This is a genomic window from Jannaschia sp. W003, assembly GCF_025144335.1.
Classification (GTDB): Bacteria; Pseudomonadota; Alphaproteobacteria; order Rhodobacterales; family Rhodobacteraceae; genus Jannaschia.
In genome coordinates this window covers 210,482-233,304 of record NZ_CP083539.1, presented here as the reverse complement: position 1 = coordinate 233,304, position 22,823 = coordinate 210,482, and the positions used below count along the sequence as shown (strand labels likewise).

The following is a 22,823-nucleotide window of genomic DNA, read 5'->3' as shown; positions in this document are numbered from 1 at the left end:
TGGTCAAATAGGATCGAGGTCCGGGGGACATGCCATGACCGAAGCCAAGGACATCCTCGACGGGGCGAGCTTCTCGCCGCAGGACGCGCTGGTCGCGCTGATGATGACCGTGTCCGTCTCGGACGCCACCATCCGCACGTCGGAGCTGCTGACCATCGAGCGCACCGTGGACCACCTGCCGGTCTTCGCCGACTACGACACCGATCGGATCGGGGTGGTCAGCCAGACCGTGTTCGACCTCCTGGAGGAGGAGGACGGCCTCGACGCCATCATCGGCCTCGTGCGCTCCGCCGTGCCGCGCACCCACTGGGAGACGGCCTACGCCCTGTCGTGCGACATCGCCGCCGCGGACGGCAAGCTGAAGCAGAGCGAGCTGCGGATGCTGCAGGAGCTGCGCGAGGAGCTGGAGATCGACCCGCTCCATGCCGCCGCGATCGAGCGCGGGGCGCGGGCGCGGCACTTGCGGTTCTAGTCGCCGGGGGGCTCTGCCCCCGAGGCCGGGGCTTCGCCCGTCCGCGGGGGGATCGGTCCACTGGACCGATCCCGGGAAGCCCGCGAACCCCCCGAGATATTTCCGGCCAGAGGAAGGGGGGCTAGGCTGCAGCCTGGTCCGCCTCGGTGCGCAGGAAGACGGGGCGCTCCGGGGTGGAGTCGCTTGCCTGCCAGCGGTAGCCGCCGGCGGCGAAGGCGCGTAGGTCGTCCGCCGCCTCTAGCCGGGTCTCGGCGGCGAAGCGGGCCATGGCGCCGCGGGCGCGCTTGGCGAAGGCGCCGATCTGCTTCGGCCCGCCGGGGCGGTCCTCCAGGAACACCGGCGTGACGACGGGAAGGCCGAGGGCCTCGCGGTCCACGGCGCCGAAGTACTCCACGCTCGCGCAGTTCAGCACCACCCGCGCGCCCGCCGCCTCGGCGTCGGCGCGCAAGGTCTCCGCGATGCGCGGGCCCCAGAAGCGATAGAGGTCCCGGCCCCGGCGGGTCCGCAGCTTCGTGCCCATCTCCAGGCGGTGCGGGCGGATGGCATCCAGGGGACGCAGGACGCCGTAGAGGCCCGATAGGATCCGCAGGCGTTCCTGCGCCCACCGAAGGGCGTCGGCGTCCAGCGTCGCCGCCTCCAGTCCCAGATAGGTGTCGCCCGCGAAGGTGAACGCCGCCGGCGTCTCGGGGGCGGCGTCCCAATCGCGGTATCGGTCGCGGTTCAGGCGGGCCAGCGGCTCCGACAGGTCCATGAGTGCCGCCAGCCCGGCGATCCCCTGCCGCCGCAGCGCGCGCACGAGCGTCGCGGTCTCCTCGGGAAAGCGCGGCGCGGTGGCGGCGGCGACGTCCGTGGCGCCGAGGCGCTTGGCGGGCGAGACGACGACGAGCATCTCAGTCCTCCGCCTCCAGCACGGCGGTGAAGGCCGCACCGAAGCGCTCGGCATGACGCTCGCCCAGGATGCGGTCCACGGCGGCGCGGTCGGGCGGAGCCTTGGCGACCTTGGCCAGCACCGAGGAGGTGCAGGTCATGGGCTTGCCGTGCCCGTCCTCGCCGCGGATCAACTCGGACTGAGCGGCGAGCAGCCGGTCGTAGAGCGCGCCCTCGCCGCGCCCCGCCAGCTTGCGCCGGGCGGGGTGAACCTCCTCGGGCGCCTCGCCGGTGACGATGGCGAGGAAGGCCGCGCCGTAGCGCTCCAGCTTGGTGGCGCCCACGCCCGAGACGCGCGCCATCGCATCCAGCGTGGCGGGCCGGGTCTCGGCCATCTCGATCAGGGTGCGGTCGGTGAACACCACGTAGGCGGGCACGCCCTGCGCCTCGGCCAGCGCGCGGCGCTTGGCCTTGAGCGCGGACAGGAGCGGCGCGTCCTCCTCGGAGACGAGCTGGCGCACCTGCGGGCGGCGCTCGGCCTTCTGGATCGTGTCGCGGCGCAGCGTCACCTCGGCCTCGCCGCGCAGCACGGGGCGCGCGGCCTCCATGAAGCGCAGGGCGCCGTGGCGCTCGGGGTCGGGGCGCACGAGGTCGAGGCCCATCATCTGCCGGAACACCGCCTGCCACTGGTGCTTGGGCATGTCCGCGCCGGCGCCGAAGGTGGGCAGCTGATCGTGGCCGAAGCGGCGCATCTTCTCGGTCGCATTCCCCAGCAGCACGTCGATCAGGTGCCCCGTGCCGAACCGCTCGTCGGTGCGCAGCATGGCCGACAGCGCCTTGCGCACGGCGGTGGTGCCGTCGAACAGCTCGGGCGGCTTCTCGCACAGGTCGCAGTTGCCACAAGGAGCGGAATCTTCCCCAAAGTAGCGCAGGAGCACCTGCCGGCGGCACCCCTGCGCCTCGGCGAGGCCGAGGAGCGCGTTCAGCCGCCCGTGGTCGGCGGCCTTGCGCTCGGGCGGGGCCAGCCCCTCGTCCACTTGCGAGCGGCGGAAGCGGATGTCGTCGGCGCCATAGAGCGTGAGCGTGTCGGCGGGCGCGCCGTCGCGGCCCGCGCGGCCGATCTCCTGGTAGTAGCCCTCGATCGACTTGGGCAGGTCGGCCTGCGCCACCCAGCGGATGTCGGGCTTGTCGACGCCCATGCCGAAGGCGATCGTTGCCACCACCACCAGCCCGTCCTCGCGCGCGAACCGGCTCTCGACCACGCGGCGGTCCTCGGCCTCCATGCCGCCGTGGTAGTGGCAGGCGGCGTGGCCGTCCTCGCGCAGCGCCTGCGCCAGCGTCTCGGTCTTAGCGCGGGTGCCGCAGTAGACGATGCCCGACTGCCCCCGGCGCGCGGCGGCGAAGCTCAGGATCTGGCGGCGCGGGCCGTTCTTGGGCTGGAAGGCGAGGGAGAGGTTCGGGCGGTCGAAGCCGCGCAGGAAGGTGGTGGGCGCGCCCTCGAACAGGCGCTCCGCGATCTCTTCGCGGGTCTCGGCGTCGGCGGTGGCGGTGAAGGCGGCAAGCGGCACGCCCAAGCTTCGGCGCAGGGGGCCGATCCGCAGGTAGTCGGGGCGGAAGTCGTGACCCCACTGGGCGACGCAATGCGCCTCGTCCACGGCGATCAGCGAGCAGCGCGCCCGGCGCAGCATCCGCTCCGTGCCGCCCGAGGCGAGGCGCTCGGGCGCGATGTAGAGCAGCTTGAGCCGGTCCTCCTCGATCGCCTGCCAGACCGCGTCGATCTCCTCGTCGGTGTTGCCCGAGGTCAGCGCGCCGGCCTCCACGCCCGCCTCCTGCAGCGCACGCACCTGGTCGCGCATCAGCGCGATCAGCGGCGAGATCACCACCGTCAGGCCGTCGCGCACGAGCGCGGGAAGCTGGAAGCACAGCGACTTGCCGCCGCCCGTGGGCATGATGGCCAGCACGTCCTCGCCGGCGGCCACCGCCTCCACCACCTCGCGCTGGCCGGGCCGGAACGCGCCGTAGCCGAACACCGAGGCGAGCAGCGCGTCGAGGTCGGGCAGGGGGGCGGGGCCGGCGGGCGGGGCGTCGGGCAGGGCGGTCAAGGGCACCTCGCGGGGCTCGGGCTGGGCGGCGGAGCATCGAAATCGCATGTTGCGATCCCGTAAACAAGCGGGGCTCCTTCGCATTTTCGTCATACTCCCGCGCTAGGCTGGAGCCATTCCGCACGGAGGCTTCGCAATGTTCGGCATGACGCGACGATTCCAACGGCGCATCCGCCGCGCCGGGCTCGACTGGGCGCAGGACCGGCTGTCCGGCCCGTTCACCCTCGGCGGCATGTTCGACGGCCTCGAAGCGCGTGCCGCGACGCTCGGGGGACGCCGCCCGGCGCGCTCGCCCTCCGATGCGTCCAAGGCCACGCTGGTCGATTTCCACCTGCGCCCCGGCACCGACGTGATCGAGCTCGGCGCCGGATGCGGGACCCTCTCGCCCGCCCTGCGCGCCCGCATCGGCCCCGCCGCCCGCCACCTCGCGGTGGAGGCCGATCCCCTGCGCGCCGCGCTGGTCTGCGACGCCGCGCCCGAAGCCGAGGTGATCGCCGCCGCGGTGGACCATTCCGGCGCCGCCAGCCTCGGCATCGGCCCGGCGCGCGAATGCTACGACGTGCCGGCCATCACGCTCGCCGCCCTGCTCGCCCGCCTGCCGGACCGCTTCGCGCTGGTCTGCGACATCGGCGGCGCCGAGGCGGCGATGGTGGCCGCCGAGGCCCCGGTGTTCGAGCGCTGCGACGTGGCCGTGCTGGCCTGCCACCCCGCCCGCTACCCCGACGGCGAGGCCGACCTCGACGCGCTGGTCGCCGCCCTGGCGACCACCGGCCTCCACGCCGCGGCGCGGGTGGGCGACGTGCTGGCCTTCGTGCGCCGGTAGGCGCCCCTAGGACGCGTCCCGCCGCAGGAGGGCCACCGCCGTGTCGCCCCAGCGGCGCGCGTCGAGCAGCGTCCAGCCCTCCGGCGCCCGGGGCGTCTCGCCCTCCTCCCACACCGCCAGCGCGCCGGGCGCGATCCAGCCCTCGCGCGCCAGCGCCTCCAGCGCGGGCGCGCCGAGGCTCCGGCCGTAGGGCGGATCCAGGAACACCACGTCGTGAGCCGTGCCCGGCCCGGGCCTGCGCGCGTCGCGCGCCACGATCCGCGCCGGCGCCTCCAGAAGGGCCACGTTCTCGCGCAGGATCGCGAGCGCCTTTCGCCCGTTCTCCACGAAGGTCGCCTCCGCTGCGCCCCGGCTCAGCGCCTCCAGCCCCAGCGCACCGGTGCCGGCGAAGGCGTCGAGCACCCGTGCGCCCTCCAGCGCCATGCCGTGGGCGCCGTGGGCGAGGAGGTTGAAGATGCTCTCGCGCACCCGGTCCGTGGTGGGGCGCAGGTGCGCCGCCGCGTCCCCCACGCCCACGGAGGCCAGCCGCCGCCCGCGCCAGCGCCCCCCCACGATCCTCACGGGGCGCTCATGCGAGCAGCGCCTTCGCGGGCACCGAGGCGTCGGCCACCTGCGCCGGGTCGGGCGAGCGGCCCGCCTCCAGCAAGCGCATCCCCACCATGTATGCGCGCGGGTCGTTCATGGCGTCGACCGCCAGCAGCTCCGTGCCGCGGAAGTACCAGTGCGAGCGCGCCGCGCCTCCGTCGCGCACCACCACCCGGTCGTGGCCCGCGTTCACGCCGGCGATCTGGAGCTTCACGTCGTACTGGTCGGACCAGAACCACGGCACGGCATGGTAGTCCTCGGCGCCGCCCAGAACGTTGCGCGCCACCACTTCGGCCTGGTGGATCGCGTGGGGCACGCTCTCCAGCCGCACGCGGCCCCCGCGCCAGGGGAACGAGCAGCAGTCGCCCGCCGCCCACACGCCCGCCGCCGAGGTCTGCCCCCTCGCGTCCACGGCGATGCCGTCCGCGATCTCCAGCCCCGCCGCCTCGGCCAGCGCCGTGGCGGGGCGCACGCCGATGCCGCAGACCACCGCGTCGGCCCGCAGTTCCGAGCCGTCCGCGAGGCGCGCGCCGGTGACGCGGCCCTCGCCGAGCAGGCGTTCCAGCCGCGCGCCCTCGCGGATCTCCACGCCGTGCGAGCGATGGAGGTCCGCGAACCACGCGGCGGTCTCGGGCGCGGCGACGCGGGAGAGCAGCCGCTCCGCCGCCTCCAGCAGCACCACCGCCATGCCCCGCTTGCGGGCGACGGCGGCGGCCTCCAGCCCGATGTAGCCGCCGCCCACCACCAGGAGGCGCGCGCCCTCGCGCACGTGGGGCTCGAAGCGGTCGATGTCCCGGAGGGTGCGGATCGTGAACACGCCCTCCAGGTCGCCCCCAGCGGCGGCGGGCAGGCGGTTCGGCACCGACCCGGTCGCGAGGATCAGCGCGTCCCAGGTCTTGGTGCCGCCCGCATGGCGCAGGGTGCGCGCCTCCGTGTCGATCCCTTCGATCCGGGTGCCGAGGTGCAGCTCCACGCCCCGCTCCGCCCAGAAGGCCTCGGGGCGGAAGTGGAGGCGCTCGCGCTCCATCTCGCCCAGCAGGTAGGCCTTCGAGAGGGGCGGGCGCTGGTAGGGCAGCTCCGGCTCGTCGCCCCAGAGGGTGAGGCGGCCCGCGTAGCCTTCCTTGCGCAGGGTCTCGCAGGCGACCGATCCGGCCTGGCCCGCGCCGATGACGGCGATGTGCTCCATTGCGGCGGTCCTCTCTGGCAGGCGCGTCCCGGCGGGGTATATGGCAGCCCTTGTACAAGGCAACGCCGGAGAGCCGCCATGACCATCGCCACGGGTGAGACCCTGCCCGACGCCGAACTGATCCGCGTGAACGCCGAAGGTCACGAGGCGGTGACGCTCTCCAGCCTCCTCTCGGGCCGCCGCGTGGCCATCTTCGGCCTGCCGGGCGCCTACACGCCCACCTGCACGGCCAGCCACGTGCCCTCGTTCATCCGAACCAAGGACGCGTTCCTAGAGAAGGGCGTGAAGGCGATCATCTGCATCGCCGTGAACGACCCCTTCGTGCTGCGCCACTGGGGCGAGGAGACCGGCGCCTTCGAGGCCGGCATCGTCATGCTCGCGGACGCGGACGGCAGCTTCACCCGCGCGATTGGCACGGACTTCGACGCCCCGGCCGTGGGCCTCTACGGGCGCTCGGCGCGCTACGCGATGCTGGCCGACGACGGCGAGGTGCGCGCGTTCAACGTCGAGGAGGAGCGCGGCGTGTGCGAGCTGACCACCGGCGAGAGCCTGCTCCAGAACGCCTGAGCTAGCGCCGCAGCGTCGAGAGGTAGAGACTCGTCTCGCTGCGGCTCACCCCCTCCACGGCGCGGATGCGCGCCAGCACCGCGTCCAGCGCCTCCAGCGTGCCGGTCGCCAGCTCCGCCACGAGGTCCCAGCGCCCGTGGGTGGAGTGGACCGCGGTGACCTCGGGCATGCCCGCGAGGCCCCTTGCGATGCGCGCCGCGCCCCGGCCTTCGATCTCCAGCAGTACGATGCCGCGCACGGGCGCGTCGGCCAGGTCGGAGCGCAGCACGGCCCGATAGCCCGCGATCTCGCCCGAGCGCTCCAGCCGCTCCATCCGCGCGCGCACCGTGGCCCGCGTGACCCCCAGCGCGGCGGCCAGCGCCGAGATGGTCGCGCGCCCGTCGGCGGCGAGCGCGGCCAGAAGTCGCCGGTCCAGATCGTCCAGATCGCTCATCCGCACCGCCCATTCCGCGCAGGGGACTGTCCCGATCGCGCACTATTCCGGCTTGGAGCCGCCATGCCAAGGGACGACATCGGAGGCAACGGACAGGAGACCCCATGACCAAGAGCATCCAGTTGATCGGCATCCCTCTTCAGGACGGCGCGGGCCGGGGCGGCTGCCTCATGGGCCCCGACGCCCTGCGCACCGCCGGGCTGGAGCGCGCCCTCGCCGCCCTCGGCCACGCGGTCGAGGACGCCGGCAACGTCCGCCCCGAGGCGCGCGACGTGCCCCCGCACCCGAACCCGCTCCTGAAGAACCTCGCCGCCTGCGCCGGCTGGACCGCCGCGATCCAGGAGGCCGCCGCCGCCGTGCCCGCGGGCACCGTGCCGGTGTTCCTGGGCGGCGACCACCTGATGGCCGCGGGCACCGTGGCGGGCATGGCGAAGCGCGCCGGCGACCGGCCGCTGTTCGTGCTCTGGCTCGATGCCCACAGCGACATCCACGACCTCGCCACCACCGACAGCGGCAACATCCACGGCACGCCCGTCGCCTACTTCACGGGCCGCGCGGACTTCACGCCGCACTTCCCCGCGCCCCTCGCCACGGTCGCGCCCGAGCGCATCTGCATGATCGGCCTGCGCTCCGTGGACGCTCCCGAGCGCGCCGCGCTAGGCGAGGCTGGCATCGACGTGGCCGACATGCGCCACGTGGACGAGCACGGCATCAAGGCGCCGCTGGAGGCCTTCCTCGCCCGCGTCGAGGAGGCGGGGGGCGACCTTCACGTCTCGCTCGACGTGGACTTCCTGGACCCGTCCATCGCGCCGGCCGTGGGCACCACCGTGCCCGGCGGCGCCACGTTCCGCGAGGCGCACCTCATCATGGAGACGCTCCACGACTGGGGCCTCGCCACCTCGCTCGACCTGGCCGAGCTGAACCCCTTCCTCGACGAGCGCGGCCGCACCGCGACGCTGATGGTGGACCTCGTGTCCTCGCTGTTCGGCAAGTCGGTGCTCGACCGCCCCACCCGGAGCCACTGAGATGACCGCCCCGACCCCCGACACCGCCGCCCCCGCCCCCTCGAAGCTGGCCATGGTGCCCTTCGTGTCGGTCGCCGACATGATGCGCATTGTGAACGAGGCCGGGATCCCCGAGACCATCCTCGCCATCGCCGAGCGCATCGAGGCCGACTTCCGGCGCTGGCCCGAGTTCGACAAGGTCGCGCGCGTGCCCTCGCACTCCCGCGAGGGCGTGATCGAGCTGATGCCCACCTCGGACGGCGAGCACTACGGGTTCAAGTACGTGAACGGCCACCCCGCCAACATGGCGCGCGGCTTCCAGACCGTGACCGCCTTCGGGGTGCTGGCGCGCGTCGACACGGGCTACCCCGTGATGGTCACCGAGATGACCGTGCTGACTGCGCTTCGCACCGCCGCAACTTCCGTGATGGCCGCCAAGTACCTGGCGCCGAAGGATTCCCGCACGATGGCCATGATCGGCAACGGGGCGCAGTGCGAGTTCCAGGCGCTGGGCTTCCAGCATGGGCTGGGAATCGAGACGGTGCGGCTCTACGACGTCGATCCGGCGGCCACCGAGAAGGCCGCGCGCAACCTCGCCGGGTCGGGGCTGGAGGTCGTCCGCTGCGCCTCGCCCGAGGAGGCCGTGGAGGGCGCCGACGTCATCACCACCTGCACCGCCGACAAGCGGCAGGCGACGATCCTCTCGGACAACATGGTGGGCGCGGGGGTCCACCTGAACGCCATCGGCGGGGACTGCCCGGGCAAGACCGAGCTGCATCGCGACATTCTGCTAAGGTCTTCGATCTTCGTGGAATATCCGCCGCAGACGCGGGTCGAGGGGGAGATCCAGCAACTGGGCGACGACCACCCCGTCACGGAGCTCTGGCGCGTGATCGCGGGCGAGGCGGAGGGGCGCACGGCGGCCTCGCAGATCACGCTGTTCGACAGCGTCGGCTTCGCCACCGAGGACTTCTCAGCGCTGCGCCACATCCACGGCGAGATGCGCCGCACGGGGCACTTCGCGGAGCTGGACCTGCTGGCCGATCCCGACGATCCGCGCGATCTCTTCGGGATGGTGCGGCGGGCGGCGGAGGGCTGAATCGGGGGGGCGCCATGCGTGCACCCCCTGTGCACCCCCCGTGCATACTTCGGGACGCCGGGGCTCTGCCCCGGACCCCGAGATATTTCGGGCCAGAGGAAGGGGAGTGCCGCGCTCAGGCCCCCGCCGAGGCCGCCTGCTCGTCCGACAACTCGGGGGCGCCCGCGCCGCGCTGCACGATGACGGTGCGGTGGGGGAAGGGGATGGAGATGCCGGCGCTCTCGAGGGCGATCTTCACGTCGCGGTTCATGTCCTTCGAGAAGCCGAAGAAGTCGGTGCGCTTGACCCAGGCGCGCACCAGGAAGTTCACGGAGCTGTCGGCGAGGCTGTCCACCAGCACCGTCGGCTCGGGCAGGGGCACGAAGCGCGGGTCGGACGTGATGGTGTCGCGGATCACCTGCGCGGCGAGATGGAGGTCGGCGTCGTAGCTGACCCCGAAGTGCCACTCGGCCTGGCGCATGTCGTAGGCGGTGTAGTTGACGATGGTGTTGCCCCAGACTTGGCTGTTGGGGATGATGATCTGCACGTTGCCCACCGAGGCCAGCTCGCAGAAGTTGAGGTTGATCGACTTCACAGTGCCCATCTGGCCCGAGATCTCCACGAAGTCGCCCAGCTTGATGGGCCGGAAGAAGATCAGCATCACGCCGGCGGCCACGTTCGACAGGGTGCCCTGCAGCGCGAGGCCGATGGCGAGGCCCGCGGCGCCGATCACGGCGACGATCGAGGTGGTCTGGATGCCGAAGGTGTTGAGCACCACCACGCCGGCGAGGATCAGGATCGCGTAGCGTGCGATGTTGCCGAGGAAGTCGAACAGGGTGTCGTCGAGCTTGGCGTGCCGCGCCGACAGCCCCTGGATGCGCCGCGAGACCCAGCCCGAGACGGCGAAGGCCAGGATCAGGATCACGGCGGCGGCGAGGATGTCGCCGAGGATCGAGGCCAGGAACTCGAGGCTGAGGAAGTCGCCAAGCGCGCGGCCGGCGTAGATCTCTCGGGAGAGGAGTTCGTTCATGGAAGGGCGCTCCGCGGTATGGGTCAGCGTAGTTGTTAACCGCAATTGCGATGCGCTGCCAGTCTACGGAATAGTCTCCACGATAGAGACAAAAAACCCAAAGCCGCGCAAACTTTATATCGGCGCCAAATTCAACATTATTACTTGCATTTTTGCCATTGTACAGAAAACTGGAATTAATAGTGTAAAGGTTTTAAGTGCAGCTTGTGCTTCTGTCTGACAACTTAACTTAGTATCCGATGTGGGGTTCTACTGTCGCGAGCCGACAACGCTGGGGCAAAGCCCCCTTAGATTTTCGCAAACAGACTTCACATCCTTTTCAGACAAATCAACTACAACGGAAAATTTGCTTCCGAATCCTCCAAACGAGGTGCCGATAATCTTCCCAGCGTTGTTGTCTCTTATTAGGAAGCGATCATGAATACCGCTCGAGCTAAAATGCCGAATGCTCCGCCCCGCCTTCAATTTACCCACAACTGCGCGCTTGGCAGTTATAGTATGGCCGTTGCTATAAATATCGATGCGTGTCGCAGATTTCGGCAGCATCTTCTCTATAGAAGAGGCGTACTTCTCTACCGTAGGATAGATTCCGTTCGGAATAAATTTAAAAAAGTAGGGGTCACAAATTATGACATGCTTTGCCCCCTTCAGCCAATTCCTCAAGCGTGAGATCGCGTCATTCGCGGAGGGAGCGTTCGCCGCGATAAGGAATTTCAGAATGGTTGGTTCGGTAGTTTCGTTTTGAATCTCGACTGAGGTAGAGTTCAACTGGCTTTCAAGACGCTCACATATAAAACCGATGGCCGCCCGATACTCAGCGCCTTTCACAATTGGGTCATCTACTTTCCCACTTTCTATAAGATTCTGAAAAAATTGTAGATGCAAGGCAGCCCCCATTAATAGTTTGGTATTAGCCGCTCGTTCGGACTTGGTCTCCATTGACTATCCTTCTTCGGCGCGAAGTGATTCTGTTGCGAACGCAGTGTGTTTTGGGTATGCTTAATGTACTAATGGAAGGTAATGTGGCCCCACGGTTCCAGCCTATTGCTGACGTCTTCGGTTTGGCATGTCGTAATTGGGGTTGGGGCGACTAATGGTTTATGTATGGTGCAGCGAAAAGTATGCGGTTTCAGATTTCGAAAATGCTTGAACCATTCGCCCAATCCCCTCCGCCAACCGCCGATCCCGCTCCGTCACCCCGCCCACGTCGTGGCTCGTCAGGCGCACCCGCACCGTCCCGTAGCTGTTCGACCAGTCCGGGTGGTGGTTCGCCTTCTCGGCCAAGAGCGCCACGCGGCTCATGAAGCCCCAGGCCTCCGCGAAGTCGCGGAAGCGCCATTCACGCTCCAGGCCGCCGTCGCGGAGGGTCCAGCCCTCGGGGACGACGCTCTCGCCGAACTCGGTCATTCGCGTTCCTCCACCTCCGCGTGACGGAACGGACCGTAGCTCGTCAGGACCTCGATGTCGCGGTCGACCGCGCCGCGCTCGGCCTCGAGGAACTGGGCGACCGCGCGGCGGAAGCCCTCGTTGGGCAGGTGGTGGAGCGAGTGGCAGGCGACGGGGAGGTAGCCGCGGGCGAGCTTGTGCTCGCCCTGCGCGCCCGCCTCGACGCGCTTGAGTCCGTGGCGGATCGCCCAGTCGATGGCGCGGTAGTAGCACAGCTCGAAGTGGAGCGCGGGGTGGTGCTCGGTGCAGCCCCAGTAGCGGCCGTAGAGCGTGTCGCGGCCGATGAAGTTGAGGGCGCCGGCGACGTATTGGCCCTCGCGCTCGGCGAGGACGAGGAGCACGTCGTCGCGCATCGTCTCCTGCACCTCGTCGAAGAAGCGGCGGGCGAGGTAGGGGGTGCCCCATTTGCGCGCCCCGGTGTCCTGGTAGAAGCGCCAGAAGGCGTCCCAGTGGCGGGGCTCGATGCTGTCCCCGGTCAGCTCCAGGATGCGGCCGCCGAAGCTCTGCGCCTGCGCACGCTCGCGGCGGACGTTCTTGCGCTTGCGCGACGAGAGGGCGGCGAGGAAGGCGTCGAAGTCGGGGTAATCCCGGTTCACCCAGTGGAACTGCTGCGAGATGCGGCCCAGGAGGCCCGCGGCCTCGCCGGCCTCGCGTTCCGCTTCGGTGCAGAAGGTGACGTGGAGCGAGGAGAGGTCGTTGGTCTCCGTCACCTGCACGGCGCCCTGGGCGAGGGCGGCGAAGGCGGTCCGCTCGTGGCCGGGGCGGACCAGGAAGCGGCGGCCCGTGGCGGGGGTGAAGGGGACCGCGACCTGGAGCTTGGGGTAGTAGTCGCCGCCCGCCCGCTCCCAGGCGTTGGCCCAGGCGTGGTCGAAGATGTACTCGCCCTGGCTGTGGCCCTTCACGTAGAGGGGCGCCGCGCCGATGACCCGGCCGCCCTCGCGGGCGAGGAGGGGCTGGGGCTGCCAGCCCGTGCCGGGGCCGACCGAGCCGGAGCGCTCGAGGGCGGCAAGGAAGCGGTGGGTGGTGAAGGGGTCGTATGGGCGGCCGCCATCCGCCGCCTCGGGGCAGGCGCAGGCGTCCCAGGTGGCGGGGTCGGCGGCGAGGACGCCGTCGAGGACCTCGACGGAGATCTCGGCGGCGGGGTCGGCGGGCTGGGCTTGGGTCATCGCGCTGACATGGGGGCGCATGGGCCCGCGGCAAGGCGGTGCGGCGTCAGGGGCGGTAGCCCTCGAAGGTGACGGCCCGGGCGACGGCACGGGCGGCCTGCTCCTCGGCGGCGGAGCGGACGGTCCAGCACAGGATCGGCAGGCCCGCGTCGCGGAGCGCGGCGACGCGGGGGTTGGCGAGGTCGCGGTGGTCGTGGCTGAGGAAGGCGGCGCCGGTGCGGGCGACGTCCCCGATGGCGCGCAGCTCCGCGAGGCGCGCCTCGGGGACGCCGGGCCAGCTGCGGGGCGCGAAGGCGTCCGTCACGAGCCCGCGGGGGATCGCGGGGGCCAGTTCGGCCATGGCGGCGACGGCGTGGGGGTTGAAGCTCATGACGGCGACGGGGCCGCCGTAGTCCCGCAGGAGGGCGGCGACGGCCTCCTCCAGGGGGCCGACGTCCGCGCCGAGGGCGCCGTCCTGGTCCTTGATCTCGATCAGCAGGGGGACGCGGCCGGCGACCTGCTGGAGCACCTCGGCGAGGGTGGGCGCGCCCGCGCCGCCTCCGCCGAGGAGGGGCAGGGCGGCCATCTCGGCGGCGCTGCGCTCGCGCACCCGTCCCTCGGTGCCGGTGAGGCGGCGCAGCATGTCGTCGTGGAAGGCGAGCGCGACGCCGTCGGCGGTGCGCTGGAGGTCCAGCTCGATGCCGTAGCCCGCCTCCAGCGCCGCGGCGAAGGCGGCGCGGGAGTTCTCGGGCACGCCGGGGCCGTGGAGGCCGCGGTGGGCGAGCAGGCCGGGATGCAGGAAGGCCGGGGGGAGGGGCACGCGGAGGGTCATTCGATCTCGAAGATGCCCTCGATCTCCACGGCCACGCCGAAGGGCAGGGCGCCGGCCGAGACCGCGGAGCGGGCGTGGCGGCCGCGGTCGCCCAGGGCCTCGACCAGGAAGTCGGAGGCGCCGTTCACCACCTTCGGCTGGTCGCCGAAGCCGGGCGTGGAGTTCACGAAGGCGGTGAGCTTGACCACGCGACGCAGGCGCTCGATGTCGCCGTCGCAGGCGGCCTTGACCTGGGCCAGGAGCGAGATCGCGCAGAGGCGCGCGGCCTCGGCGCCGGCCTCCACGTCCATGTCCTCGCCGAGGCGGCCCCGCACCATGCCCCCGGCGTCCTGGCTGATCTGGCCCGAGACGTAGAGCGTGGAGCCGGTGCGCACGAAGGGCACGTAGTTGGCGGCGGGCGCGGGCGGGGCGTCGAGGGCGACGCCGAGCTCGGCGAGGCGCTGTTCGATGGACATGGGCAGGCTCCTCGGGTTGGCCCCGCAGCCGTGGCACGGCGCGGGCGCGCGGGCAACGGCGCTCTCAGGCGAGCGCGGCGGTCTCGATCACGGCGCGGGCGGACACCTCGGTCCAGTCGCGGCCCTTGGGGCGCGTCAGCATCGCCCAGCGCGAGGCGATGCGGTAGCCGAGGGCGTAGCCGATCCACAGCGGAAGGTCGCCGGTGCCCGCGAACCAGCGCCCGTGGTCGCAGGGCGCGGCCAGGATGTCCGGGGCGGGCCAGTGGCGCAGCAGCGTGGCTTCGCCCACGGCGTCCTCCCACGGCTCGGGCACGGTGCCGAGGGCGGCGGAGACGAACGCGCCGGCCAGCCCCTCGGACACCAGCGCCTCGCCCAGGGTGCGGCCGTAGCCGGGCCCGGCCATGCGCAGGCAGTGATGCGCCTCGTGGACCAGCACGCGCACCAGCGCGCCGTCGTGGAGGCTGCGCCCGAAGGCGCGGGCGGACGGGTCGCCGTTCAGCGCCATCAGCCGAGGCTCCAGCGCCACGGCGGCGAGGCCGAGGTCGGGGAGCGTGGCCTCGGGGCCAGCGCGGCGCAGGAGCAGGTCCAGCGCCGGGCAGGGCACGATCCGGTGGATCGCGGCGCGCGCCGCCTCGGCGGCCAGCCGGACCGGCCCGACGTGATCGGCCATGTCGCCGCCGGTGCGCAGCAGGTGGAGGTGCCAGGGGGGCGGCTCGGACGGCCGGCGCAGGCGCATGGACACTCCGTCGGTGCGGCGCCGCCGCGGCGCCGGGCGGGGCGCCGCCGGCGCGGCGGGTTCGGGCCGCATCCTGCCCATGCCCCCGGCGCGTGCCAAGGCCCCGCGCGCCGGGCGGCCCCGATCCGCCGGCGGCGGCCCGTCCGGGTCGGTCCCGCCCCGCCGGTCCGGCGGCCCCGACCCGACTGCCCGGCGCGACGTCGCTACTCTCGGAACGCGCGGGTGAAGTAGTCCGAGAGCGGCTTCACGAGATAGGCCAGCGGCGTGCGGTCGTCGGTGCGCAGGTAGGCCTCCACGGGCATGCCGGGCAGCAGGGGCTGGCCGCCGAGGCGCTCGATCTCGCCCTCCTCGGGCAGCACCGCGGCGGCGTACCAGGTGCGGCCCGTGGCCTCGTCCACGAAGGCGTCGGGCGAGACGCGCACCACGCGCCCCTCCAGCTCGGGCGTGGTGCGGGCGTCGAAGGCCGAGAGGCGCAGGGTGACGGGCTGGCCGGGGTAGATCTGGTCGACGTGGATCGGATCGACCTCGGTGCGGATCACCAGGGGCCGGTCCTGGGGCACGATGTAGAGCACCGGCTCGGCGGGGCGGACCACGGAGCGGGGGCCGAACACCTTCAGGTCGTAGACGATGCCGGGCACCGGCGCGGTGATGTCGAGGCGCGAGAGCTGCTCGCGCAAGGTGGACAGCCGCTCGGCGAGCTCGATCTCGTCGACGCGCAGGTCGCGCAGCTCGGTGATCGCCTCCTGGCGGGCCTGGGCGTCGAGGGCCTCGATCTCGATGTCGATCTCGGTGACGCGGCCCTCCAGCTCGGCCACCGCGGCGATCAGCTCGCCCGAGGTGCCCAGGAGGCGGGACTTCTCGCGCTGGAGCGCGAGCACCCGGCTGGTCTGGGCGAGGCCCCGGTCGAGCAGGGACTGGGCGTCCTCGAGCTCGGTGTCGACGAGGGCGAGCTGCTCGTCGATGGCGACGCGCTGGGCCTCGGTGCCCTCGATCTGGCTGGCGATCTGCTCCTTGCGGCGGCGGAGCTGCTCGGTGCGGGTGGAGATGGAGCGGGCGCGGGCGTCGAAGAGGTTGCGCTGGCCCTCGACCACCTCGGCGATCTCGGGGTCGGCCTCGGCGGCGGCCAGCAGGGCCTCGGGGAAGTCCGGCTCGGCGCCGTCGCGCTCCGCCTCGAGGCGGGCGGAGCGGGCGAGCAGCTCCCACAGGCGGTTGGCCACGGTCTGGGCCTCGGAGCGCAGCAGGGTGCTGTCGAGGCGGATCAGCACCTCGCCCTCGTCGACGCGGTCGCCCTCGCGCACGAGGACGGCGCCGACCACGCCGCCGTCGGGGTGCTGCACGACCTGGCGGTTGTCCTCCACGGCGACGCGGCCGGGCGAGATGATGGCGCCCGAGATGTTGGCGGTGACGGCCCAGGTGCCGAAGCCGCCGAGCAGCAGGGCGAGCGAGAGGAATCCGAGCGCGAGGTGGCGGTTGGCCTTCCAGCGGGCGGCGGGGTTCGGATCGCCCGCGGGCGCGGCGGCGGGGGGCTTCGCGGGGGCGGCGGGGCGCGGCGTGGCGGGCGCGGGCGGGGCCACGGCGTTCACGACACGCCTCCGCCGGCGGGCGACCGGGCGATCTGCTCGTGGTTGGCGACGGTGCGGCGCAGCACCTCCTCGCGGGGGCCGAAGGCGACGGACATTCCGGACTTGAGCATCAGCAGCATCTCGCATTCCTGGATCGCCGCGGGGCGGTGGGCGATGATGATCACCCCGCCGCCGCGGCCCTTGTGGGCGGCGATGGCGCGGTTGAGGGCGGCCGTGCCCTCGTTGTCGAGGTTGGAGTTGGGCTCGTCGAGCACCAGGAGCACAGGATCGCCGTAGAGCGCGCGCGCGAGCCCGACGCGCTGGATCTGCCCGCCCGAGAGGCGCCCGCCCACGGCCGAGACCGGGGTGTCGTAGCCCTTGGGCTGGGCGAGGATCATCTCGTGGGCGTCGGCTAGCTTGGCGGCGGTCACCACGCGGGCGGGGTCCGGGTCGGGGGCGAGGCGGGCGATGTTCTCGGCGATGGTTCCGTCGAACAGGGTCACGGTCTGGGGCAGGTAGCCCACGTAGCCGCCGAGCACGTCAGGGTCGTACTGGTCGAGGGTGGCGGCATCGAGGCGGATCTTGCCGCCCGCCGCGGGCCAGGCCCCGGTGAGGGCACGCGCGAGCGTGGACTTGCCGGCGCCCGAGGGGCCGATCACGCCCATGGCCTCGCCGGGCCGGAGCGCGAAGCTCACGCCGCGCAGGCTGGCCTGCTGGGCTCCCGGCGGGAACACGGTGACGTTCTCGGCCACCAGGAGGGCCTGGGGGCGGGGCAGGGGGTGGCGCGGCGTCTCGGGGGGCACCTCGCTGAGCAGCTCGCGCACGGCGCGGCGACCGCGGATCGCGGTCATCACCAGCTGCCACTGGCCGATCAGCATCTCCACGGGGGCGAGGGCGCGCCCCAGGAGGATCGAGCCGGCGATCATGGCGCCCGCGGTGAGCTGGTCCTGCAGGACCAGCCAGGCCCCGAGGCCGAGCATGAGGGACTGCAGGAACAGGCGCAGGGTCTTGGTGGCGGTGGTGAACAGCCCCGAGCGGTCGGAGTGCATCACGCCCTCGTCGAGCGACGTGGCGCGCGCGCCCTTCCAGCGGTTGAACGCGGCGCCGCGCATGCCCAGCGACTGCACCAGCTCGGCGTCCGAGGCGAGCTGCTGGGCGGTCATCTCGGCGCGGGCGGTGGCGGCGTTGGCCTGCGCCGCGGGGCCGGAGGTGAGCCACTGGTTCAGCAGCGCGACCCCCACCAGCACCAGTCCGCCGCCGCAGGCCAGCGCGCCGAGCAACGGGTGGAAGATGAAGATCGCGGCGAGGAAGAACGGCGTGAACGGCAGGTCGAACAGGGCGAGGAACACCGGCGACGACAGCAGGCGCTGCACCGCCTCCACGTCGCGCAGGGGCGTGCGCGAGGCGCCGCCGCCGCCCGGCGTGCCGGCGGAGCGGCGCAGGTGGGCCTGGAAGACCCGCGCGTCGAGCCCGTCCTGGAAGCGCGCCCCCACCCGGGCCATGACCCGGCCGCGCAGGTAGTCGAGCACGCCCATCATCAGGAACAGGAAGGTGATCAGCACCGTGAGCGCGATCAGCGTCTCCTCGGAGCGCGAGCCGAGCACCCGGTCGTAGACCTGGAGCATGTAGATCGGCCCGGTCAGCATCAGGACGTTGACCGCCACCGAGAACGCGAAGGCGGCGGCGAGGAGTCCCGTGCTGCGCCTGCGGATCTGCGTCATCTCGCGGGCGCCGTCGTTCGGTTGGGTGCGGCTGGGGGGCATGGCGTCAGGCTCCGGTCATTCGCGTCGCAGGATGCCGCCGAGCACCTCGAGCAACACCCGCTCGGCGAGGGAGTCGCCGGCGGCGGGCGCCGGCGGGGCGGGTTGCTGGGGCAGGGGGGCGGGTTGGGGCTGGGGCGGCGCGGCGGGGCGGTCCTGCGCGGGGTCGATCATCGGCAGCGGCGAGACCGCCACGCCGTCGTGGACGCGCAGCATCACCTCGCGCCAGATGTCGGCGGGCAGGCCGCCCCCGGTCACGCCGGTGAGGGGAGTGTTGTCGTCGTAGCCCATCCAGACGCCGGCCACGTAGTCGCCGGTGAAGCCGATGAACCACGCGTCGCGCGCGGCCTGGGTGGTGCCGGTCTTGCCGGCGGCGGGGCGTCCGTCGAGCCGGGCGCGGGTGCCCGTGCCCTCCTCGACCACGCGGCTCATCATGTAGACGAGCTGGCGCGCGGCGCGCTCGGCGATCACGCGCTCGCCGAGGCCCGAGTCGTGGTCGAGCAGCGGCGCCGCGTCGCCGCGCAGCGTGACCTCGGCGATGCCGTAGGGCGTGACGGACGTGCCGCCGTTGAGGATGCCCGCGTAGGCGCCGGTCATCTCCAGGAGGGTCGACTCGCTGACGCCCAGCGCCAGCGCGGGGCCGGCGGCGAGGTCGCTGTCGATGCCGAAGTCGGTGGCCACGTTGCGCACGATGTCGCGCCCCACCTCCTCGCTCAGGGCCACCGTGGCGGCGTTGAGCGAGTTCGCCAGCGCCTCCGTGAGGGTGACGTTGCCGTAGAACCGGTTGGTGTAGTTGTCGGGCGAGTAGGTGCCCGAGCCGGGGATCTGGATGGCCAGGGGGCGGTCCTCGATCACGGAGTAGTGGCTCCACCCGAGGTCCAGCGCGGCGGCGTAGACGAAGGGCTTGAAGGCCGAGCCGGTCTGGCGCACCGCCTGCACCGCACGGTTGAACTGGCCCGCGCCGCGGGTGTTGCGCCCGCCCACCATCGCGCGCACGGCGCCGTCGGCGCTCATGACCACCACGGCGGCCTGCGCCTCGGAGCCCTCGCGGACCTTCTCGCCGAACACGTCGTCGAGCGCGGACTCGGCGGCGCCCTGGATGCGCTGGTCGAGCGTGGTGCGGATCACCACGTCCTCGGTGGTGTCGGTGGTCAGGAAGTCGGGGCCCGACTGCACGACCCAGTCGGCGAAGTAGCCGCCGGTGTCCTGGCGCGCGGCCGGCGACAGGGTGGCGGGGGCCTCGAGGGCGGCCTGGAACTCGGCGGCGCTGAGGAAGCCCTGCTCGCGCATGAGGCGCAGCACCGTGGCGGCGCGGTCCTGCGCCCGGCCGAGGTTGCCCGTGGGCGCGTAGTAGGAGGGCGCGGGCAGCAGCCCCGCGAGCATCGCCGCCTGGGCGGGATCGAGCCGCGAGACGGGCGTGCCGAAGTAGCGCTGCGCGGCGGCCGCGAAGCCGCGGGCGCCGGCGCCGAGATAGGCGCGGTTGAGGTAGATCGAGAGGATCTCGTCCTTCGAGAACTTGGCCTCGAGCGCGAGCGCGTAAGGAATCTCCTTGACCTTGCGCCAGACCGTGCCTCGGCGGCACTCGGCCTCGAACTCGGCCTCGGTGACGCCGGTGGTGGGGTCCCAGTCCTGCCCGAGGCACAGGAGCTTGGCGACCTGCTGCGTGATGGTGGAGCCGCCCGCCCCCGAGAAGGCGCTGCGCCCAGCGGCGAGGTTGGTGCGGATCGCGCCGAGGATGCCGCGTGGGGAGACGCCGAGGTGGCGGTAGAAGCGCTTGTCCTCGGAGGCGACCACCGCGTCGCGCAGGTGCGGCGACACGGCGTCCGCGGTGACGATGCCGCCGAACTGGTCGCCGCGCCAGGCGAAGGTCTCGCCCTCGCGGTCCTCGAGCGTGACGGAGCCGCGGGCGCGCCCGTCGGCCAGCTCGCTCATCGAGGGGATGCCGCCGTAGTTGTAGAACACCGCGGCGGCGAGGATCAGCGCGAGCACGGCGGCGCCGCGCCACGCCGCCGCCCAGAGCACGCGACCGAGCAGCCGCACGGGCAGCAGCAACCAGCCGAGGGGCCCCCGGCGCCCGCCGCCGCCGCCGCCCGCCCGCGCCTTCGCAGGCGCGGCGCGCGGCTTCGCGGCGCGCTTGGCCGGAGCCTTGCGCCCGGTGGCGCGCCGCGGCGCTGCCAGGGGTTTCCTCGTGTTCTTCGCCATGTCGTCTGCCCGTCCCGCTTCGGGGGTTTCCTCCAGATAGGCCCGTTGCGCGGGAATGTGGACCCGCCGCCGTCACCAAACCCCTCACCGCGGCACGGAAGCGGCATCCCTCCGCTGCCCAAATCGTGGGCAGTTGCCTCGAATCCGCGCGGTTCGCTTCGGCATCGGGCGCGCGGCGCCCCGCGGGGGACGTCGCCGCGATTGCACGCGGCGGTGCGGCGGGGCGTGTGGACGCATCGCCCCCGGCACGTGGGGGGCTCCTGCTCCGAGGAGGAAGCGACGTGAAACTGGTGATCGCGACGATCAAGCCGTTCAAGCTCGAGGAGGTGCGCGAGGCGCTCACCACCGTCGGCGTGCGCGGCATGATGGTCTCCGACGTGAAGGGGTTCGGCGCGCAGTCGGGCCATACCGAAATCTACCGCGGCGCGGAGTACGAGGTGAACTTCGTGCCCAAGCTGCGCCTCGAGCTGGTGGTGCCCGACACCCTTGCCGACGCCGCCGTGGAGGCCATCGAGACCTCGGCCCGCACCGGCCGGATCGGCGACGGCAAGGTCTTCGTGCTCGACGTGAACCGGGCCGTGCGGGTGCGCACCGGCGAGCTCGACCTCGAAGCCATCTGACGCAAGGACGCATGACTCCCATGAAGCGACTTCTCCCCCTGGCGGCCCTGGGCGCCCTCCTGGCCCCCGCCGCCGCCCACGCGCAGAACGCGCCGCCCGCCTCGCTCGAGGACGTGGGCTACATCTTCACCACGCTGCTCTACCTCATGGCCGGCTTCCTGGTGTTCTGGATGGCCGCGGGCTTCGCCATGCTCGAGGCGGGCCTCGTGCGGTCCAAGAACGTGACCACGCAGCTCCTGAAGAACATCGGCCTCTTCTCGATCGCCGCGATCCTCTACTGGCTGGTGGGCTACGGCCTGATGTACCCGGGCGACAACTGGACCGTCGCGGGCTACCTGGGCAGCTTCTTCGCGCCCGGCGCGCTGGAGCCCGTGGGCGGCGCGGGCGCGATCGACTACGCGGCCACCGGTTCGGACTTCTTCTTCCAGCTGATGTTCTGCGCCACCACCGCCTCGATCGTCTCGGGCACGCTGGCCGAGCGCATCAAGATCTGGCCGTTCTTCGCCTTCGTGGTGGTGCTGACCGGGTTCATCTACCCGATCGAGGCCTCCTGGCAGTGGGGCGGCGGCTGGCTGTCGGAGCTGGGCTTCTACGACTTCGCCGGCTCCACGCTGGTCCATGCGGCGGGCGGCTTCGCGGCGCTGGCGGGCGCGATCGTGCTGGGCCCGCGCCTGGGCAAGTACGCCAAGGACGGCCGCGTCGTGCCGATGCCGGGCTCGAACCTGGCGCTGGCGACCCTGGGCACGTTCATCCTGTGGCTCGGCTGGTTCGGCTTCAACGGCGGCTCGCAGCTCGCCATGGGCACGATCGGCGACGTGACCGACATCAGCCGCATCTTCGCCAACACCAACATGGCGGCCGCGGCCGGGGCCATCGCGGCGCTGACGCTGACGCAGGCGATGTACCGCAAGCCCGACCTCACCATGGTGCTGAACGGCGCGCTGGCCGGCCTCGTGTCGATCACCGCCTCGCCGCTGGAGCCCTCGCTCTTCGGTGCGCTGTGGATCGGCGCGGTGGGCGGCGCGATCGTGGTGATCGTGGTGCCGATGCTCGACAAGATCGGCATCGACGACGTGGTGGGCGCCATCCCGGTGCACCTCGTGGCCGGCTTCTGGGGAACGATGGTGGTCCCGGTCTACGCGGCGGACGCCAACTTCGTGACCCAGGCCATCGGCTTCGCGGCCATCGGCGCCTTCACCTTCGCGGTCTCGCTGGTGGTGTGGCTGGTTCTGCGCGCCACGGTGGGCATCCGGGTGGGCGAGGACGCCGAGCAGCGCGGCCTCGACACCACGGAGCTGGGCATGGAGGCCTACCCGGAATTCCAGCTGGGCTGACCCTCCCTCCAGCCCGCTGGAGCGGCCCCGCGCAGCGATGCGCGGGGCCTTTTCGCGTCCGCGAAACGCGCGAGGGCCCCGGACGTCGCCGTCCGGGGCCCTCGGGATCGGAGCGGAGACGCGCGCTCAGACGGCGGCGTCGATCCAACTCTTGAGGGCGGCCTTCGGGGCGGCGCCGATCTTCTGGTCCACGGGCTGGCCGTCCTTGAACAGGAACAGCGCGGGGATGCCGCGCACGCCCATGGCGCCGGGGCTCTGGGGGTTCTCGTCCACGTTGACCTTCACGATCTTCACGCGGCCGTCGTACTCCGCGGCCAGCTCCTCGAGGGCGGGGCCGATCTGCTTGCAGGGGCCGCACCACTCGGCCCAGAAGTCGACGACGACGGGGATCGGGGACTGGCGCACCTCGGCGTCGAAGGTGCTGTCGGTGACGGGAACGGTGCCCATGGGGGTGGCCTCCTTGGCTGCTGGCGCGCGGAGGCGCCCGGGGAAGCCCGAGAGCTATGGGTGCGGAGCGGCACCGTCAATCGGGGGACGCGGGCACCGGCACGGGCGCCGCCTGTGCGCCGATGCACGGAACGCGC

The 22,823-nt window shown here is 72.2% G+C and carries 24 protein-coding genes; 8 read left to right on the top strand and 16 right to left on the bottom strand.

The features are described from left to right. The first annotated feature begins 34 nt into the window (after window positions 1–34). On the top strand, window positions 35–472 hold the full coding sequence (locus K3554_RS01010) for a tellurite resistance TerB family protein (protein ID WP_259942484.1): 438 nt from the start codon (window positions 35–37) through the stop codon (window positions 470–472). Window positions 473–593: 121 nt separating this feature from the next. Here the strand turns inward: K3554_RS01010 and yaaA are convergent, their stop codons facing one another. Further along, window positions 594–1,361: a peroxide stress protein YaaA gene (gene yaaA, locus K3554_RS01005; protein WP_259942481.1), complete on the bottom strand. Its 768-nt coding sequence runs from the start codon at window positions 1,359–1,361 to the stop codon at window positions 594–596. Between the two features lies 1 nt (window position 1,362). Continuing rightward, complete coding sequence (recQ, locus tag K3554_RS01000) at window positions 1,363–3,489, bottom strand: DNA helicase RecQ (protein WP_259942479.1); 2,127 nt, start codon at window positions 3,487–3,489, stop codon at window positions 1,363–1,365. A 97-nt stretch (window positions 3,490–3,586) separates the two neighbouring features. On the opposite strand from recQ, the gene K3554_RS00995 reads away from it, so the two are divergent. After that, window positions 3,587–4,264: a hypothetical protein gene (locus tag K3554_RS00995; RefSeq protein WP_259942476.1), complete on the top strand. Its 678-nt coding sequence runs from the start codon at window positions 3,587–3,589 to the stop codon at window positions 4,262–4,264. 6 nt (window positions 4,265–4,270) lie between these two features. Here the strand turns inward: K3554_RS00995 and rsmD are convergent, their stop codons facing one another. Beyond that, window positions 4,271–4,825: a 16S rRNA (guanine(966)-N(2))-methyltransferase RsmD gene (rsmD, locus tag K3554_RS00990; protein WP_259942473.1), complete on the bottom strand. Its 555-nt coding sequence runs from the start codon at window positions 4,823–4,825 to the stop codon at window positions 4,271–4,273. A 7-nt stretch (window positions 4,826–4,832) separates the two neighbouring features. Next, a complete protein-coding gene (locus K3554_RS00985; RefSeq protein WP_259942470.1) occupies window positions 4,833–6,035 on the bottom strand; it encodes an NAD(P)/FAD-dependent oxidoreductase in 1,203 nt (400 codons plus the stop codon). Between the two features lie 78 nt (window positions 6,036–6,113). Here K3554_RS00985 and K3554_RS00980 point away from each other — a divergent pair, with 78 nt between their 5' ends. Then, window positions 6,114–6,602, top strand: coding sequence for a peroxiredoxin (locus K3554_RS00980; RefSeq protein WP_259942467.1), 489 nt, complete (start codon window positions 6,114–6,116; stop codon window positions 6,600–6,602). A 1-nt stretch (window position 6,603) separates the two neighbouring features. Here the strand turns inward: K3554_RS00980 and K3554_RS00975 are convergent, their stop codons facing one another. Further along, window positions 6,604–7,035 carry an Lrp/AsnC family transcriptional regulator gene (locus K3554_RS00975; protein ID WP_311200350.1) on the bottom strand — a complete coding sequence of 144 codons (432 nt, stop codon included), beginning with the start codon at window positions 7,033–7,035 and terminating at the stop codon, window positions 6,604–6,606. Between the two features lie 104 nt (window positions 7,036–7,139). On the opposite strand from K3554_RS00975, the gene rocF reads away from it, so the two are divergent. Both rocF and K3554_RS00965 read left to right on the top strand, forming a co-directional pair. Continuing rightward, window positions 7,140–8,060 carry an arginase gene (gene rocF, locus K3554_RS00970; protein ID WP_259942465.1) on the top strand — a complete coding sequence of 307 codons (921 nt, stop codon included), beginning with the start codon at window positions 7,140–7,142 and terminating at the stop codon, window positions 8,058–8,060. A gap of 1 nt (window position 8,061) precedes the next feature. Further along, on the top strand, window positions 8,062–9,138 hold the full coding sequence (locus K3554_RS00965) for an ornithine cyclodeaminase (RefSeq protein ID WP_259942463.1): 1,077 nt from the start codon (window positions 8,062–8,064) through the stop codon (window positions 9,136–9,138). Between the two features lie 115 nt (window positions 9,139–9,253). Here the strand turns inward: K3554_RS00965 and K3554_RS00960 are convergent, their stop codons facing one another. Then, complete coding sequence (locus K3554_RS00960; RefSeq protein WP_259942459.1) at window positions 9,254–10,147, bottom strand: mechanosensitive ion channel family protein; 894 nt, start codon at window positions 10,145–10,147, stop codon at window positions 9,254–9,256. Here K3554_RS00960 and K3554_RS00955 point away from each other — a divergent pair. Next, window positions 10,146–10,367 (top strand): hypothetical protein, encoded by a 222-nt coding sequence (locus tag K3554_RS00955; protein ID WP_259942457.1) that lies wholly within the window; start codon window positions 10,146–10,148, stop codon window positions 10,365–10,367. The genes K3554_RS00960 and K3554_RS00955 overlap by 2 nt on opposite strands. Before the next feature lie 29 nt (window positions 10,368–10,396). Here the strand turns inward: K3554_RS00955 and K3554_RS00950 are convergent, their stop codons facing one another. The 9 genes from K3554_RS00950 to K3554_RS00910 all read right to left on the bottom strand — a co-directional run bounded on the left by K3554_RS00950 (window position 10,397) and on the right by K3554_RS00910 (window position 20,285). Continuing rightward, window positions 10,397–11,086: a hypothetical protein gene (locus tag K3554_RS00950; protein ID WP_259942455.1), complete on the bottom strand. Its 690-nt coding sequence runs from the start codon at window positions 11,084–11,086 to the stop codon at window positions 10,397–10,399. A 159-nt stretch (window positions 11,087–11,245) separates the two neighbouring features. Then, on the bottom strand, window positions 11,246–11,554 hold the full coding sequence (locus K3554_RS00945; RefSeq protein ID WP_311200349.1) for a 4a-hydroxytetrahydrobiopterin dehydratase: 309 nt from the start codon (window positions 11,552–11,554) through the stop codon (window positions 11,246–11,248). After that, window positions 11,551–12,759 (bottom strand): GNAT family N-acetyltransferase, encoded by a 1,209-nt coding sequence (locus K3554_RS00940; RefSeq protein WP_259942453.1) that lies wholly within the window; start codon window positions 12,757–12,759, stop codon window positions 11,551–11,553. Before K3554_RS00940 ends, K3554_RS00945 begins: the two co-directional genes overlap by 4 nt. 46 nt (window positions 12,760–12,805) lie before the next feature. Next, the gene (locus K3554_RS00935) at window positions 12,806–13,570 is read right to left on the bottom strand and encodes a glycerophosphodiester phosphodiesterase family protein (protein WP_259942450.1); all 765 of its coding nucleotides are present in this window, start codon (window positions 13,568–13,570) and stop codon (window positions 12,806–12,808) included. Further along, complete coding sequence (locus K3554_RS00930; RefSeq protein WP_259942448.1) at window positions 13,567–14,025, bottom strand: RidA family protein; 459 nt, start codon at window positions 14,023–14,025, stop codon at window positions 13,567–13,569. The genes K3554_RS00935 and K3554_RS00930 overlap by 4 nt, the downstream gene beginning before the upstream one ends. Window positions 14,026–14,089: 64 nt before the next feature. Then, complete coding sequence (locus K3554_RS00925) at window positions 14,090–14,761, bottom strand: DUF2268 domain-containing protein (RefSeq protein ID WP_259942447.1); 672 nt, start codon at window positions 14,759–14,761, stop codon at window positions 14,090–14,092. Between the two features lie 203 nt (window positions 14,762–14,964). Further along, window positions 14,965–16,344 carry an HlyD family type I secretion periplasmic adaptor subunit gene (locus K3554_RS00920; RefSeq protein WP_409197327.1) on the bottom strand — a complete coding sequence of 460 codons (1,380 nt, stop codon included), beginning with the start codon at window positions 16,342–16,344 and terminating at the stop codon, window positions 14,965–14,967. Beyond that, window positions 16,341–18,086, bottom strand: a complete 1,746-nt coding sequence (locus tag K3554_RS00915) for a type I secretion system permease/ATPase (protein ID WP_259942445.1) — start codon at window positions 18,084–18,086, stop codon at window positions 16,341–16,343. The genes K3554_RS00920 and K3554_RS00915 overlap by 4 nt, the downstream gene beginning before the upstream one ends. A 15-nt stretch (window positions 18,087–18,101) precedes the next feature. Continuing rightward, window positions 18,102–20,285 carry a transglycosylase domain-containing protein gene (locus tag K3554_RS00910; RefSeq protein WP_259942444.1) on the bottom strand — a complete coding sequence of 728 codons (2,184 nt, stop codon included), beginning with the start codon at window positions 20,283–20,285 and terminating at the stop codon, window positions 18,102–18,104. 281 nt (window positions 20,286–20,566) lie between these two features. Here K3554_RS00910 and K3554_RS00905 point away from each other — a divergent pair, with 281 nt between their 5' ends. Beyond that, window positions 20,567–20,905 (top strand): P-II family nitrogen regulator, encoded by a 339-nt coding sequence (locus K3554_RS00905; protein WP_259942442.1) that lies wholly within the window; start codon window positions 20,567–20,569, stop codon window positions 20,903–20,905. Between the two features lie 20 nt (window positions 20,906–20,925). Next, complete coding sequence (locus tag K3554_RS00900) at window positions 20,926–22,239, top strand: ammonium transporter (protein ID WP_409197326.1); 1,314 nt, start codon at window positions 20,926–20,928, stop codon at window positions 22,237–22,239. 126 nt (window positions 22,240–22,365) lie between these two features. Here the strand turns inward: K3554_RS00900 and trxA are convergent, their stop codons facing one another. Continuing rightward, window positions 22,366–22,686: a thioredoxin gene (gene trxA / locus K3554_RS00895; RefSeq protein ID WP_259942438.1), complete on the bottom strand. Its 321-nt coding sequence runs from the start codon at window positions 22,684–22,686 to the stop codon at window positions 22,366–22,368. Window positions 22,687–22,823 lie beyond the last annotated feature (137 nt).

Excerpts from the sequence above, each read along its gene's own strand:
- K3554_RS01010 (WP_259942484.1), top strand. The coding sequence starts at position 35 with ATGACCGAAGCCAAGGACATCCTCGACGGGGCGAGCTTCTCGCCGCAG.
- yaaA (WP_259942481.1), bottom strand. The coding sequence starts at position 1,361 with ATGCTCGTCGTCGTCTCGCCCGCCAAGCGCCTCGGCGCCACGGACGTC.
- recQ (WP_259942479.1), bottom strand. The coding sequence starts at position 3,489 with ATGCGATTTCGATGCTCCGCCGCCCAGCCCGAGCCCCGCGAGGTGCCC.
- K3554_RS00995 (WP_259942476.1), top strand. The coding sequence starts at position 3,587 with ATGACGCGACGATTCCAACGGCGCATCCGCCGCGCCGGGCTCGACTGG.
- K3554_RS00985 (WP_259942470.1), bottom strand. The coding sequence starts at position 6,035 with ATGGAGCACATCGCCGTCATCGGCGCGGGCCAGGCCGGATCGGTCGCC.
- K3554_RS00980 (WP_259942467.1), top strand. The coding sequence starts at position 6,114 with ATGACCATCGCCACGGGTGAGACCCTGCCCGACGCCGAACTGATCCGC.
- K3554_RS00975 (WP_311200350.1), bottom strand. The coding sequence starts at position 7,035 with ATGAGCGATCTGGACGATCTGGACCGGCGACTTCTGGCCGCGCTCGCC.
- rocF (WP_259942465.1), top strand. The coding sequence starts at position 7,140 with ATGACCAAGAGCATCCAGTTGATCGGCATCCCTCTTCAGGACGGCGCG.
- K3554_RS00965 (WP_259942463.1), top strand. The coding sequence starts at position 8,062 with ATGACCGCCCCGACCCCCGACACCGCCGCCCCCGCCCCCTCGAAGCTG.
- K3554_RS00955 (WP_259942457.1), top strand. The coding sequence starts at position 10,146 with ATGGAAGGGCGCTCCGCGGTATGGGTCAGCGTAGTTGTTAACCGCAAT.
- K3554_RS00960 (WP_259942459.1), bottom strand. The coding sequence starts at position 10,147 with ATGAACGAACTCCTCTCCCGAGAGATCTACGCCGGCCGCGCGCTTGGC.
- K3554_RS00950 (WP_259942455.1), bottom strand. The coding sequence starts at position 11,086 with ATGGAGACCAAGTCCGAACGAGCGGCTAATACCAAACTATTAATGGGG.
- K3554_RS00945 (WP_311200349.1), bottom strand. The coding sequence starts at position 11,554 with ATGACCGAGTTCGGCGAGAGCGTCGTCCCCGAGGGCTGGACCCTCCGC.
- K3554_RS00940 (WP_259942453.1), bottom strand. The coding sequence starts at position 12,759 with ATGACCCAAGCCCAGCCCGCCGACCCCGCCGCCGAGATCTCCGTCGAG.
- K3554_RS00935 (WP_259942450.1), bottom strand. The coding sequence starts at position 13,570 with ATGACCCTCCGCGTGCCCCTCCCCCCGGCCTTCCTGCATCCCGGCCTG.
- K3554_RS00930 (WP_259942448.1), bottom strand. The coding sequence starts at position 14,025 with ATGTCCATCGAACAGCGCCTCGCCGAGCTCGGCGTCGCCCTCGACGCC.
- K3554_RS00925 (WP_259942447.1), bottom strand. The coding sequence starts at position 14,761 with ATGCGCCTGCGCCGGCCGTCCGAGCCGCCCCCCTGGCACCTCCACCTG.
- K3554_RS00915 (WP_259942445.1), bottom strand. The coding sequence starts at position 18,086 with ATGCCCCCCAGCCGCACCCAACCGAACGACGGCGCCCGCGAGATGACG.
- K3554_RS00910 (WP_259942444.1), bottom strand. The coding sequence starts at position 20,285 with ATGGCGAAGAACACGAGGAAACCCCTGGCAGCGCCGCGGCGCGCCACC.
- K3554_RS00900 (WP_409197326.1), top strand. The coding sequence starts at position 20,926 with ATGAAGCGACTTCTCCCCCTGGCGGCCCTGGGCGCCCTCCTGGCCCCC.
- trxA (WP_259942438.1), bottom strand. The coding sequence starts at position 22,686 with ATGGGCACCGTTCCCGTCACCGACAGCACCTTCGACGCCGAGGTGCGC.